Raw genomic sequence first — 15250 nt, 5'->3', positions numbered from 1 at the left:
AAAATTCTGTCCGGCATCTTACCGGGGCGCGCCGTCGGGTTAAAGCGTCGACGCCGTTTCTCGCGATGACGCGCTCCCCGGACCTGACAAATCGGCCATTTGCGCTGGACTACCAGCCTTCCCGGCCACCGCCAGTCACGAAATAGACGAAACCTTTGTGAAGACCATTGGCACGTCTCGGAAAGTGGGGTATGGTGGCGCCACTGTGCTGCTTGTGTCACTGAGAATCTCTACACGATGTTGAATTTCGATCCAACCATCTCCAAGAATTTTTCCTGCTCTTTGCACTCAGTCTCGGCCAGGGCTTTTCCTGAGTCGCAGTTAACTTTGTCCAAGGAGACATCAAATGTCTAATCGCCAAACCGGTACCGTTAAGTGGTTCAACGATGAAAAAGGCTTCGGCTTCATCACTCCACAATCCGGTGACGACCTGTTCGTACACTTCAAAGCAATCCAATCCGACGGCTTCAAAAGCCTGAAAGAAGGCCAACAGGTTTCTTTCATCGCTACCCGCGGTCAGAAAGGCATGCAAGCTGAAGAAGTTCAAGTTATCTAACTTGTACTGATCCAGTAAAAAAGCCCCGCCCTCAAAAGCGGGGCTTTTTTGTGCCCGGGTGTTTTGCAGGTGCCTGCCAGGTATCGGCCCGTACGCCCATCAACCGTACGACACAAACCTTGCAGGAGCCGGCTTGCTGGCGATAGCGGCTTATCAGGCGACAACGATGTCGACTGTCAGATCGCATCGCCAGCAAGCCGGCTCCTACAGGTACAGCGTTCCAGCTCGCTTGAGGCGTAGCGACATCAATCGTCGCTGATGGTGATATTCGGCATTGCCTGGCTGACCGCTTCCTGCAACACGATCCGCGCGCCCACGTGCCGTGCCAGTTCCTGGTAGACCATGGCGATCTGGCTGTCCGGCTCGGCGATCACCGTCGGCTTGCCACCGTCGGCCTGCTCACGGATCAGCATCGACAGCGGCAACGAGGCCAGCAGCTCAACGCCATACTGGCTCGCCAGCTTCTCACCGCCGCCTTCACCGAACAGATGCTCGGCATGGCCGCAGTTCGAACAGATATGCACCGCCATGTTTTCCACGACACCCAGCACCGGGATATTCACCTTGCGGAACATCTCCACGCCCTTGCGGGCATCCAACAGGGCCAGGTCCTGCGGGGTGGTGACAATCACCGCGCCGGCCACCGGGACCTTCTGCGCCAGGGTCAGCTGGATATCGCCGGTGCCCGGCGGCATGTCGATCACCAGGTAGTCGAGGTTGCCCCAGTCGGTCTGGGTCACCAGTTGCAACAAAGCCCCGGAAACCATCGGACCGCGCCAGACCATCGGCGTGTTGTCATCGGTAAGGAAGGCCATGGACATCACTTCCACGCCATGGGACTCGATGGGCACGAACCATTTCTGCTCCTTGATCTTCGGCCGCGTGCCTTCAGCGACACCGAACATGATGCCCTGGCTCGGCCCGTAGATATCCGCATCGAGAATCCCCACCCGGGCCCCTTCGCGGGCCAGCGCCAGCGCCAGGTTGGCCGCCGTGGTCGACTTGCCCACCCCGCCCTTGCCGGAGGCCACCGCCACCACGTTCTTCACATTGGCCAGGCCCGGAATCTGCGCCTGGGCCTTGTGCGCGGCAATCACGCAGTCGATCTCGACCTTGGCCGCGGCCACGCCGTCCAGGCCTTCGACGGCCATCTGCAACATCTGCGCCCAGCCACTTTTGAACAGGCCGGCGGCATAACCCAACTCCAGTCGGACCGTGACGTGATCACCCTGGATATCGATGGCCCGCACACAGCCGGCGCTGACCGGGTCCTGGTTCAGATAAGGGTCGGTGTACTGGCGAAGGACGGCCTCCACCGCTGCGCGATTGACTGCGCTCATGGGCAACTCCCGAAAAAGACTGAGTAAAACAGACAGCTATCCTAACCGTTCTGAGAAGCAGAGACATGCCACAAGGGGTGAATTATGTGCGCCGGGGCTTTATAGTGGCCGATCTCCGTTTCACTTCAAGTAGCCGAGCCCCATGTCCGAGCCACGCCAGATCCTCGTCACCAGCGCCCTGCCCTATGCCAATGGTTCCATTCACCTTGGCCACATGGTCGAGTATGTCCAGACGGACATGTGGGTGCGCTTCCAGAAGCACCGCGGCAACCAATGCATCTATGTCTGCGCTGACGACGCCCACGGCTCGGCCATCATGTTGCGCGCCGAGAAGGAAGGCATCACCCCGGAACAGTTGATCGCCAACGTCCAGCTCGAGCACAGCAGCGACTTCGCCGACTTCCTGGTGGAGTTCGACAACTTCCACTCGACCCACGCCGAAGAAAACCGCGCGCTGTCGACCCAGATCTACCTGCGCCTGCGCGACGCCGGGCATATCGCCACACGTTCGATCACCCAGTATTTCGACCCGGAAAAGCAGATGTTCCTGGCCGACCGCTTCATCAAGGGCACCTGCCCGAAATGCGGCACCGAAGACCAGTACGGCGACAACTGCGAGAAATGCGGCGCGACCTACGCACCCACCGACCTGAAAGACCCGAAATCGGCGATTTCCGGGGCCACGCCGGTGCTCAAGGATTCCCAGCACTTCTTCTTCAAGCTGCCGGACTTCCAGGCCATGCTGCAAACCTGGACCCGCAGCGGCACCCTGCAGGACGCCGTGGCGAACAAGATCGCCGAATGGCTGGATGCCGGCCTGCAACAGTGGGACATCTCCCGCGACGCGCCGTATTTCGGTTTCGAGATCCCGGATGAGCCGGGCAAGTACTTCTACGTCTGGCTGGATGCGCCCATCGGCTACATGGCCAGCTTCAAGAACCTCTGCGCGCGACGTCCGGAACTGGACTTCGATGCGTTCTGGGGCAAGGACTCGACAGCCGAGCTGTACCACTTCATCGGCAAGGACATCGTCAACTTCCACGCCCTGTTCTGGCCAGCGATGCTCGAAGGTGCCGGCTACCGCAAGCCAACCGGGATCAACGTGCACGGCTACCTGACCGTCAACGGTCAGAAGATGTCCAAGTCCCGCGGCACCTTTATCAAGGCCCGGACCTACCTGGACCACCTGTCCCCGGAATACCTGCGTTACTACTACGCGGCCAAGCTGGGCAAAGGCGTCGACGACCTCGACCTGAACCTGGAAGACTTCGTGCAGAAGGTCAACTCGGACCTGGTCGGCAAGGTGGTCAACATCGCCAGCCGTTGTGCCGGTTTTATCCACAAGGGCAATGCCGGTGTACTGGTGGCCGGCAACGCCGCGCCGGAACTCACCGAAGCCTTCCTGGCCGCCACCCCGAGCATCGCCGAAGCCTACGAGGCACGGGATTTCGCCCGGGCCATGCGTGAAATCATGGGGCTGGCCGACCGCGCCAATGCCTGGATCGCCGACAAGGCCCCCTGGTCCCTGGCCAAACAGGAAGGCAAGCAGGATGAAGTCCAGGCCGTCTGCGCCGTGGGCATCAACCTGTTCCGCCAATTGATCATCTTCCTCAAGCCGGTGCTGCCACTGCTGGCCGCCGATGCCGAGGCATTCCTCAATGTCGCGCCGCTGACCTGGAACGATCACACCAGCCTGCTCGCCAACCATCAGTTGAATGCGTTCAAACCATTGATGACCCGTATCGACCCGGTAAAAGTGCAAGCCATGAGCGACGCCTCGAAAGAAGACCTCACCGCCAGCCAGACCGACACCGGTAGCGCCGCCCCACAAGGCAACGGCGAACTGGCCAAGGACCCGTTGTCGGCGGAAATCGACTTCGATGCCTTTGCCGCCGTCGACCTGCGCGTCGCGCTGATTCTCAAGGCCGAAGCCGTCGAAGGCGCGGACAAGCTGCTGCGCCTGACCCTGGATATCGGCGATGAGCAACGCAACGTGTTCTCCGGAATCAAGAGCGCCTACCCGAACCCCGCGGAGCTGGAAGGTCGCCTGACCATGATGATCGCCAACCTCAAACCACGGAAAATGCGTTTCGGTATCTCCGAGGGCATGGTGATGGCGGCCGGCCCTGGCGGCGAGGACATCTACCTGCTGAGCCCGGACACCGGTGCCAAGCCAGGCCAGCGGATCAAGTAACCGCTCACGCCAACTCGCGGGTCATGTGCAATCATGGCCCGCGACGTTGCAAAACTGGTACGCAGTCCCTCCTTGCCGGATAATCAGCGTTGTTCGCTAATCCGGCATGACCATGATCGATTTTGTATTTCCTCTCGTCAGTGCAGCCCTGCTCAACAACCTCGTGTTGCACTGGCCGCTGGGCGTCGATCCGCTGCTGCAAGCCAAACCGGCCGTCTCCGGAAAACGCCTGACCCTCCACGCCCTGGGCATTGCCACCAGCGCACTGCTGCTGCTCAGCACGCTGATCAGCCACAGCCTCTACCACTACCTGCTGCTGCCACTGGGCCTGGAGGCCTTCAAGCTGTTCGTCTTCCTGCCCACCAGCGTGTTGCTGATTGGCCCACTCCTGACACTGCTTGCGCGCTGCCTGCCACGCCTGCCCTTTGCCGGGCTTGCGCCCTGGCTGCTGGGCAATGCCGGCATCCTCGGCCTGAGCCTGCTCAACGCCGCCGATGACCTGGGACTGATCCGGGCGCTCGTCACCAGCCTGGGGGCCGGACTGGGTTTCTGGCTGGTCCTGAGCCTGTTCAGCGACCTGCGCCAGCGTACTTTCCACGAGGAGGTTCCGCTGCCCTTTCGCGGTCTGCCGATCGATCTGATTGGCGCCGGTTTGATAGGCGTGGCCTTCCTCGGTTTCACTGCATTGGTCAAACCATGAGCCTGATTCAACGTATCGATGCCCTGCTGCCGCAGACCCAATGCGGTAAATGCGGGCACCCGGGCTGCAAGCCTTACGCCGAAGGCATCGCCCAGGGCGAGGCGATCAACAAGTGCCCGCCGGGCGGTGGTGAAACCATTGCCGCCCTGGCCGAACTGCTGCACGTGCCCGTCCTGCTGCTGGACCCCGAACGCGGCAGCGCCCCGGCCCAGGTCGCGTTTATCCGCGAGGCCGAGTGCATCGGCTGCACCAAATGCATCCAGGCCTGCCCGGTGGATGCCATTGTCGGCGCGGCCAAGTGGATGCACAGCGTGATCGTCGACGAGTGCACCGGCTGCGACCTGTGTGTCGCGCCCTGCCCGGTGGATTGCATCGAGATGCATCCACTGCCCTTGACCCAGATCGTGCCGGTGGTCGGCGGCTTGGCCAACAGCGTCGCGGAACTCCGCGCGCGCACGGAGAAACGCAATCGCGCGCGCCGGCGCTTCGAAAACCGCAACGCCCGGCTGCACGCCGAAGAACAGCGCAAGCAGGCGGAACGCCTGGCCCGTACGCAGCGCGCGGCACAACCCGAAGCCGTCGCGACCAACCCGGTGCAGGACGCCATTGCGCGGATCAAGGCGCAGAAAGCCGAGGCCGCCGACGCGGCGCTGAAAAAAGCCAAGATCAATCTGGCCATGAGCCGGGCGCAATTGAACAAATCGCTGAAAGCCTTCGGCCATCCGCCGATTGCCGAACAGGCCGCACAACTGGTGCTGCTGCAACAGCAATTCGAAGCAGCGGAACAGGCCCTGCGCCACTTGGATGCGTCCCATGCGGCGCCTTGAAACGCCGGACGAGCGCACCCGCCGGGCCATGCAATGGGTGTTGCTCGCCACGCTGCCAGGGATCGCGGTGCTACTCTGGCTCAATGGTTGGGCCATCCTGATCAACCTGCTGCTGGCCGCCTGCAGCGCGCTGGCGGCCGAAGCGCTGGCCCTCGGTTTACGCCGCCGCCCGATAGGCTCCGCGTTGATGGACGGCAGCGCCCTGGTCAGCGCCACCCTGCTGGCCGTCGCCCTGCCGCCCTATTGCCCCTGGTGGCTGACCGTCAGCGCCTCGACCAGCGCCTTGCTGCTGGGCAAGCATCTGTATGGCGGCCTGGGTAAAAATCCGTTCAACCCGGCCATGCTCGGTTATGCCCTGGTCCTGGTCAGCTTCCCTGGCGCCATGACCCATTGGTCGATCAACCATGGCCTGAACCTGCTCGGCGGCCTGCAAACCGTGTTCGGCCTGCATCTCGACGGGCAACCGGACGCCTGGGTCCAGGCCACCGCGCTGGACACACTACGGATCAACAAAAGCCTGACCATGGACGAGCTTTTCGCCAGCAACCCCGCATTCGGGCATTTCGGCGGCAAGGGCAGCGAATGGGTCAATCTGGCCTTTCTCGCCGGCGGCGCCTTTCTGCTCAGGCAAAAAGTCTTCAGCTGGCACGCGCCGGCGGGCATGCTCGGCAGCCTGTTTATCCTCAGCTTGCTGTTCTGGAATGGCTCCGGCTCGGACTCCCACGGCTCGCCACTGTTTCACCTGCTGACTGGCGCGACGATGCTCGGTGCCTTTTTCATCGTCACCGAGCCGGTCTCCGGCGCCAGAAGCCCCAGGGCGCGCCTGCTGTTCGGCATCGGCGTCGGCACCCTGACCTACGTGATCCGCACCTGGGGCAGCTACCCCGATGGCGTGGCCTTTGCCGTGCTGCTGATGAACCTCGCGGTACCGTCCCTGGAACGCCTGGGCGCCGCCACGCAGGAGGAACCGCCAGCATGAACAGAACCGCCTCGGCACTTATCCTGCTGACCCTGGCCGGACTGGGAATCGGCCTGACCTGGCTGGCGCAGCAACAGGCGCGACCGCTGATCCAGGAACAACAGGAGGTGATCGAGAACCGCAAGCTGCTCGATGTCCTGCCGCCAGGGCAATACCAGAGCCGCCCGCTACAACTGGAGGCGGTGCAGCAAGCTCACAGCCTGCTGATCAGCGGCAGCTTGATGTTCAAGGACGGCCAACCGAGCGCGGTTGTCCTGCAAAGTCGGACCCAGGGCTATGGCGGGCCGCTGGATCTGATGATCGGGATTGGCGTGAACGGCAGGCTGCTCGGGGTCAAGACCCTGTCGCACGCGGAAACACCCGGGCTGGGAGCAAAAATCGCCGACCAGGGTAATCTCTGGCTGCAACACTGGCTGGGTAAGTCCCGGGCGGATACCGCCGATAGCGACTGGCGCCTGAAAAAGGATGGCGGGCAGTTCGACCAGATAGCCGGCGCGACGATCACCTCCCGCGCCGCCGTCAACGCCATTCATGATGCCCTGCGCTACTTCGATGAACATCTGGCGCCACTCATGGGAACAGCCGCACATGAATAGGTCCGCGACGCTCCAGAAAACCATGCTCCTGACGCCACTCCTCGGTGCCAGCGATTCGTTGCTCAAGGCACTCTCGATCGGGGTGCTGAGCCTGATCGCGATCAGCGCCTATGGCCTGCTGAGTCGGACTCTCAAACCCTGGATTCACCCGAGGCTGGCCGGGCTGAGCGGCATCCTGCTCGCCGCCACCCTGGTCAGTTGCCTTTCCCTCGGTCTTCAGGCCTGGGCCTGGGAGTTGCACCAGGCCCTGGGTATCTACCCGGCCCTGATCAGCCTGCAATGCCTGCTATTGGAGCACCTGGGAGCGTTCGAGCGCCGTCACCTGGGGACCAGCACCGCCCTGCTCGCCAGCCTCGGGGTGGGCCTGTTGCTCATGGGGACGCTGCGAGAACTGCTGGGTAACGGCACGTTGCTCGATCACCTGCGCTGGCTAAACCCGAGCGCTAGCGAGCTGCCGCGCTTGTGGGCCGCGCAAGACGGACTGCACCTGGCCAGCCTGACGCCGGGCGCCTTTATCCTTCTGGGCCTGCTGTTGGCCGCCAGACAGGCCTGGAGCCAGCAGCGCTTAGCCAGACTGGGCTCGACCTCATTTTCAAAGGAATCCACCCTGCCATGAATGCCGCCAAACGCCTGGAGATCTTTCGCAGATTCCACGAAGACAATCCGGACCCCAAGACCGAACTGGCCTACTCGACGCCCTTTGAGCTGTTGATCGCGGTGATTCTCTCCGCCCAGGCCACCGACGTCAGCGTGAACAAGGCGACTGCCAAGCTCTACCCCGTGGCCAACACCCCACAAGCCATTCACGCCCTCGGGGTCGAAGGGCTGTCGGCGTATATCAAGACCATCGGCCTGTTCAACAGCAAGGCCAAGAACGTGATCGAGACTTGTCGCTTGCTGGTGGAAAACCACGGCGGCGAGGTACCGCAAACCCGCGAAGCCCTGGAGGCCCTGCCCGGCGTCGGTCGCAAGACCGCCAACGTGGTGCTCAACACCGCGTTCCGACAACTGACCATGGCCGTCGACACGCATATTTTCCGGGTCAGCAACCGCACCGGCCTGGCGCCGGGCAAGGATGTGGTCGCGGTCGAGAAGCAGTTGATGAAATTCGTGCCCAAGCCTTACCTGCTCGACGCCCACCACTGGTTGATCCTGCACGGACGTTACGTCTGTCAGGCGCGCAAACCGCGTTGTGGCAGTTGTCGGATCGAAGACTTGTGCGAATACAAGGACAAGACCTCGGACGATTGAGCCACTATTGGTTTTATTGATAAAGCGATTGAAAAAATCTTTTTTACCGGGCCGGAAATTATCGATATAAGGGGCGCCAACGGCAGTCTTAGCCCGGAGTTATGTTTATGAGCACCGACAAAGAGCAATTGGACGTAGAAGACGACTTCATCGCTGCCGAAACAGAGGACAGCGAGCCCGTGGTTGAGGTCGCAAAAACCAACCTCAGCAAGCGCCGCACCATCGATAACCTGCTGGAAGAGCGTCGCCTGCAAAAGCAACTGGCAGACTATGATTTTGATTTGTAATTAATACACGCCCACTCAAAAGCCTCCTTTGCGGAGGCTTTTTGGTTTGTAGAGGTGTCGTTGTTATGCAGAGCATCGTCGATGCCATACCGCCGGCCCTCTCCTGCCGGCTGAATACCAGGGGGTTTCCTCGTCGTCCCCGCTTCCTTCCCCCTTCCGTCCGTTGCCAGGTAGCTGTCGCTAAAGGTTGTTTCAGACCAGGCCGTTGCGCTGCGCCAACTCGATCAGGTCAACCAGCGAGCGGGCGTTGAGCTTGAGCAATAACCGCGTTTTGTAGGTACTGACGGTCTTGTTGCTCAAAAACATGCCATCGGCAATTTCCTTGTTGCTCTTGCCCCTCGCCAATTGCTGCAACACCATCATTTCGCGGCCGGAGAGCCGATTGACCATATCGGCCTCACTGGCATTCCCCAGGCTGGAGCGCACCGTGTGCAACGCCTGGTTGGGGAAATAGCTGTAGCCGGAAAGCACCGCCTTGATGGCACTGAGCATTTCAGTCAGGTCCTGCTGCTTGCACACGTAACCCGCGGCACCAGCCTGCATGCAACGCATGGAAAAATGCCCGGGGGCCTGCGAGGTCAGCACCAGAACTTTGAAAGAAAGTCCCATAGACGTTAAACGGGCAATGACTTCCAGCCCGTCCAGCTTGGGAATCCCGATATCGAGTATAACAATGTCCGGCGCATGTTCCCGCGCCAACTGTAAAGCATCTACACCGTTATCCGTCTCCGCAATGACTTCGTAGCCATGACGTTCCATCAGCATACGTACAGCAAGACGAATGACGGGATGATCATCCACGATCAGCACTTTATTCATGGGCAAGTCCAATTTTCGCTGTTCGAATTTTCAGAGTCAGCACAATAGCCTAGTCATACCCTCCTGGGCATAGCGCCTCCACCGGGCAGTACCAGCCAAAGACATTCCCTACAAACAACAGAGATTCGCCCTACAAAAAAAGCACCATCATAAAAAGTGCAACTCCCTGGCGGATCGCCAACCGTCCGGGAGCCATACCGTCCATGATAAACATCCCACTCCCAGGGAATTTCATCTTGGCATCCGGCACAACGACATCACCTTGCTTCGCTTTGCCAGGTTCAAACATTAGAACGCCAGGTAATGGCCTGTCTAATGGATTTCTGCAACAAGAAATAATGGGCCCGCCCGCGGGCCGCCACCCGCGCCCGGACGCCATGACACAGGGCCTGGCGGCGCTCGCGGACGGGCGCCAAGGCGCCCACTGGTTGCCGCGAAAAACGCCGAAGAAATTGGCCATAAAACCGACGGCATACACATAAGTAAGGACGGTATTATCAAAAAGCTGTTTATGCTAATGCCAGGTCAGCGGAAACGTTTGACAACTTGCACGCACCCTCCGCCAGTGAATACACAGTCGGTGCTGAGTTGTGCCCTTTCGATAAACCCTGAACGGCAACATTAACAGCTGCGGCACCGCTCACTTTAAAATGCCAAGCCGCGACCGATAAAAAGAACAGGAAACGGACTACGCCCCGCCAAGAACGCTTACCTTCAACTCTACAATCACCGCCCTACAGTTAAACCCTCCGACTTGATCCTTTCTTTCCAGGCTGCAAACTCGATACTTGCTGACTCACTTCAAGACCTTCGAACACCACTCAATCGTTTATTCATCTCCCAACACCGAATGACATTAGCAAAGGTCTATCCTACGACTCGGACGAGCAGGTCATATATAATGAACGACCACACTTTCAAAAAGCATCTGATCCCGCACAAACCTCTGGATCTTGACCTCGATCTGGCCATTGACGACTTTCTCAAACGCGGCGGCACCATTGATCGCGTGCAAGGCGGCGTCTGCGACCAGGTTCCGCCGGACACTGGCGACCAAGCCATGGCGGCGGAAGAAGAGGAGCAGGAACGAACACGCAAAACCGAACTGCTGCGCGAGCTGATCACCAAGGGGGCGGGCATCTGCGCCCTGCAGTACTCGCTCAAGATGAACAAGAACGAGATAAAACGCATGGCGCGGGAAAACGGCCTGAAGATCGTTCAAAGCCGTTCGCTGCACATCACTCGGAAATACCGGACGGCGCACTCGACCAGCGCGGAGTTCGCGCAAGATGCCATTGCCGGACATGCCATGCACTATTGCGCGCTCGGTTACACCGCCATCGAGATTGCGCAAAAACTCGACTTGACCGTGCGCCAGGTCTGCGAACTGGGAAAAAACTACCGCTTCGAACTCAATCACCGCACCGACCACCAGGATGAATAATGCCGTCCCGGCGCCAAAAAAAAGCCCCGGCCAACAGGCCAGGGCTTTTCAGACAAACAACCGATCAGAACAACTTGCGACCCTTGTTCGCCGCAATGCGCATGCGCAGTGCATTGAGCTTGATGAAGCCGGCCGCGTCGGCCTGGTTGTAGGCGCCGCCGTCTTCTTCGAAGGTGGCGATGTTGGCATCGAACAACGACTCGTCGGACTTGCGCCCGGTGACGATCACGTTGCCCTTGTACAGTTTCAGGCGAACCACGCCATTCACGTGGGCCTGGGACGCATCGATCATCTGTTGCAGCATCAGACGCTCAGGGCTCCACCAGTAGCCGGTGTAGATCAGGCTGGCGTACTTGGGCATCAGCTCGTCTTTCAGGTGAGCGACTTCGCGGTCCAGGGTGATCGACTCGATGGCCCGGTGCGCACGCAGCATGATGGTGCCGCCTGGGGTTTCGTAGCAACCGCGGGACTTCATGCCCACATAGCGGTTCTCGACGATGTCCAGACGGCCGATGCCGTGTTCGCCGCCGATACGGTTCAGGGTCGCCAGCACGGTGGCTGGGGTCATTTCGACGCCGTCCAGTGCGACGATATCGCCGTTGCGGTAGGTCAGCTCCAGATACTGAGCCTTGTCAGGCGCGTTCTCCGGGGAGACGGTCCAACGCCACATGTCTTCTTCGTGCTCGGTCCAGGTGTCTTCCAGCACGCCGCCTTCATAGGAGATGTGCAGCAGGTTGGCATCCATCGAATACGGGGATTTTTTCTTGCCGTGACGTTCGATCGGGATGTTGTGCTTTTCAGCGTAATCCATCAGTTTTTCACGGGACAGCAGGTCCCATTCACGCCATGGCGCAATCACTTTCACGCCTGGCTTGAGGGCATAGGCACCCAGCTCGAAACGCACCTGGTCGTTACCTTTGCCGGTAGCGCCGTGGGAAATGGCGTCGGCACCGGTTTCGTTGGCGATTTCGATCAGGCGCTTGGCGATCAGCGGACGGGCGATGGAAGTGCCCAGCAGGTACTCGCCTTCGTAGACGGTATTGGCGCGGAACATCGGGAACACGAAATCGCGCACGAATTCTTCGCGCAGGTCGTCGATATAGATCTCTTTCACGCCCATGGCTTGCGCCTTGGCACGTGCTGGCTCGACCTCTTCACCCTGACCCAGGTCCGCGGTGAAGGTCACCACTTCACAGTTATAAGTATCCTGCAGCCACTTGAGGATCACCGAAGTGTCCAGGCCGCCGGAATACGCCAGAACGACCTTGTTTACGTCCGCCATGCCATCACTCCACCGGGTTGTACGGAAAGCCGTCGATTCTACCGCTCAAACCGGTGAATTTACAGAGGCGCGACAGCTTAGGACGGCAAAGCGACAGATAATGTCGACGCGGCGACGAAAACAGCCGCTTCAGGAGGTCTTCGCGGCATTCCCCGCGCTGGCCGTGGGCGCGGGAGCAGGAGCCGCGGGAGCCGGCGCGGACGCCTCGGCGACCGGGACACGCTCCAGATGGATATTGACCCGGCGATTCTTCGCCCGGTTGGCCGCACTGTTGTTCGGCACCAGCGGATAACGCTCACCGTGGAAACGCATGACGATGGCCGATTCGGGGATGCCGTTGGCCTTGAAGAAATCCATCACCGCCAGCGCCCGGCGCCGCGACAGGTCGCGGTTGGCCAGGCGATTGCCGGCATTGTCGGAATGCCCATCGAGTTCGATATGGTTGACGGTCGGATCGGCCTTCATGAACTCGAGCATCACCTGCAACTCGGCCTTGGCCTGGGCATCGAGGTCGACACCGGTGCCGGGAAAGCCGATCTGCGCCTGTTTCACTTGCTCGAAATTCTTCGGCAGCAGTTTCGCGGTGCACGCCTGGTAGTCGCTGTAGGCCTTGCTGAACTTCACCGGCAGCAGGCGTATTTCGGAAATACCGCCGTCGCGTGAATAATGCCGGACCAGCGGGCTGCGGCCTTCCATCAGGCCACTGACCAGGCGTCCGGCCTGGCCCTGGGAGCTGTTGAACAGCACATCGCCACTGCCGATCTGCACCGAGCCCAGGTTGATATCACCACGCCCCGGCTGCCACGGCGCCGCCGCCGCCAGCAAGGTCGCTGAACCGCCACCGAGCACGTGGTTGTAGGCTTTCAGGCGAAAGGTCACCTGCTCGCCGGCCCGGCGCACGAACTCACCGGCCCCGAAGTCGGTGATCGGCTGGCTCAGCCGACACTCGAACTTGTCCCCTTCCACCTTCCACTCGATGCTCTCCAGACGGGTCTGGAAAGTCATGGCCATGGCGGGCAGGCTGGCGAACATACTGAGCAAGGCTAAATAACGCTGGCGCACGGGAGGCTCCACTGAATGTCTACATCGTCAAGACAGGCATGCCGATTCCACGCCCTACCCCTGTGGTATCGGTTGGCCGTGGCAAAACTTGATAGCGAGTGCCTGAGGCTGTCTTTTCCGGTAGCATTCCCTTCAGTTCGACCCGCCTGGAATCCCCAATGTCCGACCGCCTGACCCTGCTGCGTCCCGACGACTGGCATATTCATCTTCGCGATGGTGCTGCGTTACCTCACACTGTCGCGGATGTTGCGCGCACCTTCGGCCGCGCCATCATCATGCCCAACCTGGTGCCACCGGTGCGCAACGCCGAGGAAGCCGACGCCTATCGCCAGCGCATTCTCGCTGCGCGTCCGGCCGGCAGCCGCTTCGAACCGTTGATGGTGCTCTACCTCACCGACCGGACCCAGCCCGAGGAAATCCGCGCCGCCAAGGCCAGCGGTTTTGTCCACGCCGCCAAGCTCTACCCGGCCGGCGCGACCACCAACTCGGACTCCGGCGTCACCAGCATCGACAAGATTTTCCCGGCCCTGGAAACCATGGCCGAAGTCGGCATGCCATTGCTGATCCATGGTGAAGTCACCCGTGGCGAGGTCGATGTGTTCGACCGCGAGAAACTTTTCATCGACGAGCATATGCGCCGTGTCGTCGAGCGTTTCCCGAGCCTGAAGGTGGTGTTCGAACACATCACCACGACGGATGCGGTGCAGTTTGTCAGCGAGGCCTCGGCCAACGTCGGCGCGACCATCACCGCCCATCACCTGCTGTATAACCGCAACCACATGCTGGTGGGCGGGATCCGCCCGCACTTCTACTGCCTGCCGATCCTCAAGCGCGGCACGCACCAGGAAGCCCTGCTGACGGCGGCGACCAGCGGCAATCCGAAGTTTTTCCTCGGCACCGACTCGGCGCCCCACGCCCAGCACGCCAAGGAAGCCGCCTGCGGTTGCGCCGGCTGCTACACCGCCTATGCCGCGATCGAGTTGTATGCCGAAGCCTTCGAACAGCGCAACGCGCTGGACAAGCTCGAAGGTTTCGCCAGCCTGCATGGCCCGCGTTTCTACGGCCTGCCGGCGAACACCGAACAGATCACCCTGGTCCGTGAAGAATGGACCGCCCCGACCAGCCTGCCATTCGGCGAGCTGTCAGTCATTCCGCTGCGCGCCGGTGAAAAACTGCGCTGGCGCCTGCTGGAGAAAACGCTGTGAGTGAAGAGCATTTCGACGACGAACAAGAAGGCAATGGCGGCGGTACCGGTTCCCGGCACCCGATGGCCGCACGCTTTCGTGGCTACCTGCCGGTTGTCGTCGATGTCGAGACCGGAGGTTTCAACGCCGCCACCGACGCCCTGCTGGAAATCGCCGCGACCACCATCGGCATGGACGAAAAAGGCTTTGTGTTCCCGGAGCACACCTACTTCTTCCGCGTCGAGCCGTTCGAAGGCGCCAATATCGAAGCCGCAGCCCTGGAGTTCACCGGGATCAAGCTCGATCACCCACTGCGCATGGCCGTCAGCGAAGAAGCCGCGCTGACCGACATTTTCCGTGGTGTGCGCAAGGCCCTGAAGGCCAACGGTTGCAAACGCGCGATCCTGGTCGGTCACAACAGCAGCTTCGACCTGGGCTTCCTCAACGCCGCCGTGGCGCGGCTGGACATGAAACGCAACCCGTTTCACCCGTTCTCCAGCTTCGACACCGCCACTCTCGCCGGCCTCGCCTACGGTCAGACCGTATTGGCCAAGGCCTGCCAGGCGGCCGATATCGACTTTGACGGACGCGAGGCCCACTCGGCCCGCTACGACACCGAGAAGACCGCCGAGCTGTTCTGCGGCATCGTCAACCGCTGGAAGCAAATGGGCGGCTGGGAAGACTACAACGACTGATTTCAGTCGACGGAAAAATCCCCGTGCATAAAAA

The 15250-nt window shown here is 60.8% G+C and carries 15 protein-coding genes and 1 pseudogene; 12 read left to right on the top strand and 4 right to left on the bottom strand.

Going from position 1 to position 15250, the window contains the following annotated elements:
• Positions 1 to 346 precede the first annotated feature (346 nt).
• On the top strand, positions 347 to 556 hold the full coding sequence (locus tag AC07VG_RS05300) for a cold-shock protein (protein WP_002554837.1): 210 nt from the start codon (positions 347 to 349) through the stop codon (positions 554 to 556).
• A 245-nt stretch (positions 557 to 801) separates the two neighbouring features.
• Here the strand turns inward: AC07VG_RS05300 and apbC are convergent, their stop codons facing one another.
• The gene (gene apbC / locus AC07VG_RS05295) at positions 802 to 1896 is read right to left on the bottom strand and encodes an iron-sulfur cluster carrier protein ApbC (protein ID WP_495004422.1); all 1095 of its coding nucleotides are present in this window, start codon (positions 1894 to 1896) and stop codon (positions 802 to 804) included.
• Between the two features lie 142 nt (positions 1897 to 2038).
• Here apbC and metG point away from each other — a divergent pair, with 142 nt between their 5' ends.
• From metG to AC07VG_RS05255, 8 genes and pseudogenes are all read left to right on the top strand, one after another.
• Positions 2039 to 4090 carry a methionine--tRNA ligase gene (gene metG / locus AC07VG_RS05290; protein WP_495020611.1) on the top strand — a complete coding sequence of 684 codons (2052 nt, stop codon included), beginning with the start codon at positions 2039 to 2041 and terminating at the stop codon, positions 4088 to 4090.
• Positions 4091 to 4202: 112 nt separating this feature from the next.
• Entirely contained in the window at positions 4203 to 4790 is a 588-nt protein-coding gene (locus AC07VG_RS05285; protein ID WP_495020610.1) for an Rnf-Nqr domain containing protein, read from the top strand.
• Positions 4787 to 5602 (top strand): annotated as a pseudogene (gene rsxB / locus AC07VG_RS05280) (electron transport complex subunit RsxB); the annotation flags it as partial. The gene AC07VG_RS05285 and the pseudogene rsxB, both read left to right, overlap by 4 nt.
• Position 5603: 1 nt before the next feature.
• Positions 5604 to 6596: an RnfABCDGE type electron transport complex subunit D gene (locus AC07VG_RS05275; protein WP_495004419.1), complete on the top strand. Its 993-nt coding sequence runs from the start codon at positions 5604 to 5606 to the stop codon at positions 6594 to 6596.
• Positions 6593 to 7192: an RnfABCDGE type electron transport complex subunit G gene (locus AC07VG_RS05270; RefSeq protein WP_495004418.1), complete on the top strand. Its 600-nt coding sequence runs from the start codon at positions 6593 to 6595 to the stop codon at positions 7190 to 7192. The genes AC07VG_RS05275 and AC07VG_RS05270 overlap by 4 nt, the downstream gene beginning before the upstream one ends.
• Positions 7185 to 7808 carry an Rnf-Nqr domain containing protein gene (locus tag AC07VG_RS05265; RefSeq protein WP_495004417.1) on the top strand — a complete coding sequence of 208 codons (624 nt, stop codon included), beginning with the start codon at positions 7185 to 7187 and terminating at the stop codon, positions 7806 to 7808. The genes AC07VG_RS05270 and AC07VG_RS05265 overlap by 8 nt, the downstream gene beginning before the upstream one ends.
• A complete protein-coding gene (nth, locus tag AC07VG_RS05260) occupies positions 7805 to 8443 on the top strand; it encodes an endonuclease III (protein WP_495004416.1) in 639 nt (212 codons plus the stop codon). The genes AC07VG_RS05265 and nth overlap by 4 nt, the downstream gene beginning before the upstream one ends.
• 107 nt (positions 8444 to 8550) lie before the next feature.
• Positions 8551 to 8730, top strand: a complete 180-nt coding sequence (locus tag AC07VG_RS05255) for a PA3496 family putative envelope integrity protein (RefSeq protein ID WP_040070339.1) — start codon at positions 8551 to 8553, stop codon at positions 8728 to 8730.
• 192 nt (positions 8731 to 8922) lie between these two features.
• Here AC07VG_RS05255 and AC07VG_RS05250 read toward each other — a convergent pair whose 3' ends face one another.
• Positions 8923 to 9549 carry a response regulator transcription factor gene (locus AC07VG_RS05250; protein WP_040070340.1) on the bottom strand — a complete coding sequence of 209 codons (627 nt, stop codon included), beginning with the start codon at positions 9547 to 9549 and terminating at the stop codon, positions 8923 to 8925.
• Between the two features lie 901 nt (positions 9550 to 10450).
• On the opposite strand from AC07VG_RS05250, the gene AC07VG_RS05245 reads away from it, so the two are divergent.
• Positions 10451 to 10993, top strand: coding sequence for a hypothetical protein (locus tag AC07VG_RS05245; protein WP_495004415.1), 543 nt, complete (start codon positions 10451 to 10453; stop codon positions 10991 to 10993).
• A gap of 64 nt (positions 10994 to 11057) precedes the next feature.
• On the opposite strand, the gene AC07VG_RS05240 is transcribed toward AC07VG_RS05245, so the two are convergent.
• Together AC07VG_RS05240 and AC07VG_RS05235 are read right to left on the bottom strand one after the other, a co-directional pair.
• On the bottom strand, positions 11058 to 12275 hold the full coding sequence (locus tag AC07VG_RS05240; protein ID WP_427631954.1) for an argininosuccinate synthase: 1218 nt from the start codon (positions 12273 to 12275) through the stop codon (positions 11058 to 11060).
• Between the two features lie 129 nt (positions 12276 to 12404).
• Positions 12405 to 13337, bottom strand: coding sequence for a flagellar protein MotY (locus AC07VG_RS05235; RefSeq protein ID WP_495004414.1), 933 nt, complete (start codon positions 13335 to 13337; stop codon positions 12405 to 12407).
• A gap of 158 nt (positions 13338 to 13495) precedes the next feature.
• Between AC07VG_RS05235 and pyrC the strand changes: the two genes are divergently transcribed.
• Together pyrC and rnt are read left to right on the top strand one after the other, a co-directional pair.
• The gene (gene pyrC / locus AC07VG_RS05230; protein ID WP_495004413.1) at positions 13496 to 14542 is read left to right on the top strand and encodes a dihydroorotase; all 1047 of its coding nucleotides are present in this window, start codon (positions 13496 to 13498) and stop codon (positions 14540 to 14542) included.
• Positions 14539 to 15216: a ribonuclease T gene (gene rnt, locus AC07VG_RS05225; RefSeq protein WP_495004412.1), complete on the top strand. Its 678-nt coding sequence runs from the start codon at positions 14539 to 14541 to the stop codon at positions 15214 to 15216. The genes pyrC and rnt overlap by 4 nt, the downstream gene beginning before the upstream one ends.
• Positions 15217 to 15250: the final 34 nt, after the last annotated feature.

This window comes from Pseudomonas sp. GW821-FHT03C07 (assembly GCF_059420925.1).
Note: the sequence above shows the minus strand (reverse complement) of the source record. Positions and strands in the feature narration are given on the sequence as shown.

Coding starts and splice junctions, on each gene's coding strand:
- AC07VG_RS05300 (WP_002554837.1), top strand. CDS start 347: ATGTCTAATCGCCAAACCGGTACCGTTAAGTGGTTCAACGATGAAAAA.
- apbC (WP_495004422.1), bottom strand. CDS start 1,896: ATGAGCGCAGTCAATCGCGCAGCGGTGGAGGCCGTCCTTCGCCAGTAC.
- metG (WP_495020611.1), top strand. CDS start 2,039: ATGTCCGAGCCACGCCAGATCCTCGTCACCAGCGCCCTGCCCTATGCC.
- AC07VG_RS05285 (WP_495020610.1), top strand. CDS start 4,203: ATGATCGATTTTGTATTTCCTCTCGTCAGTGCAGCCCTGCTCAACAAC.
- AC07VG_RS05275 (WP_495004419.1), top strand. CDS start 5,604: ATGCGGCGCCTTGAAACGCCGGACGAGCGCACCCGCCGGGCCATGCAA.
- AC07VG_RS05270 (WP_495004418.1), top strand. CDS start 6,593: ATGAACAGAACCGCCTCGGCACTTATCCTGCTGACCCTGGCCGGACTG.
- AC07VG_RS05265 (WP_495004417.1), top strand. CDS start 7,185: ATGAATAGGTCCGCGACGCTCCAGAAAACCATGCTCCTGACGCCACTC.
- nth (WP_495004416.1), top strand. CDS start 7,805: ATGAATGCCGCCAAACGCCTGGAGATCTTTCGCAGATTCCACGAAGAC.
- AC07VG_RS05255 (WP_040070339.1), top strand. CDS start 8,551: ATGAGCACCGACAAAGAGCAATTGGACGTAGAAGACGACTTCATCGCT.
- AC07VG_RS05250 (WP_040070340.1), bottom strand. CDS start 9,549: ATGAATAAAGTGCTGATCGTGGATGATCATCCCGTCATTCGTCTTGCT.
- AC07VG_RS05245 (WP_495004415.1), top strand. CDS start 10,451: ATGAACGACCACACTTTCAAAAAGCATCTGATCCCGCACAAACCTCTG.
- AC07VG_RS05240 (WP_427631954.1), bottom strand. CDS start 12,275: ATGGCGGACGTAAACAAGGTCGTTCTGGCGTATTCCGGCGGCCTGGAC.
- pyrC (WP_495004413.1), top strand. CDS start 13,496: ATGTCCGACCGCCTGACCCTGCTGCGTCCCGACGACTGGCATATTCAT.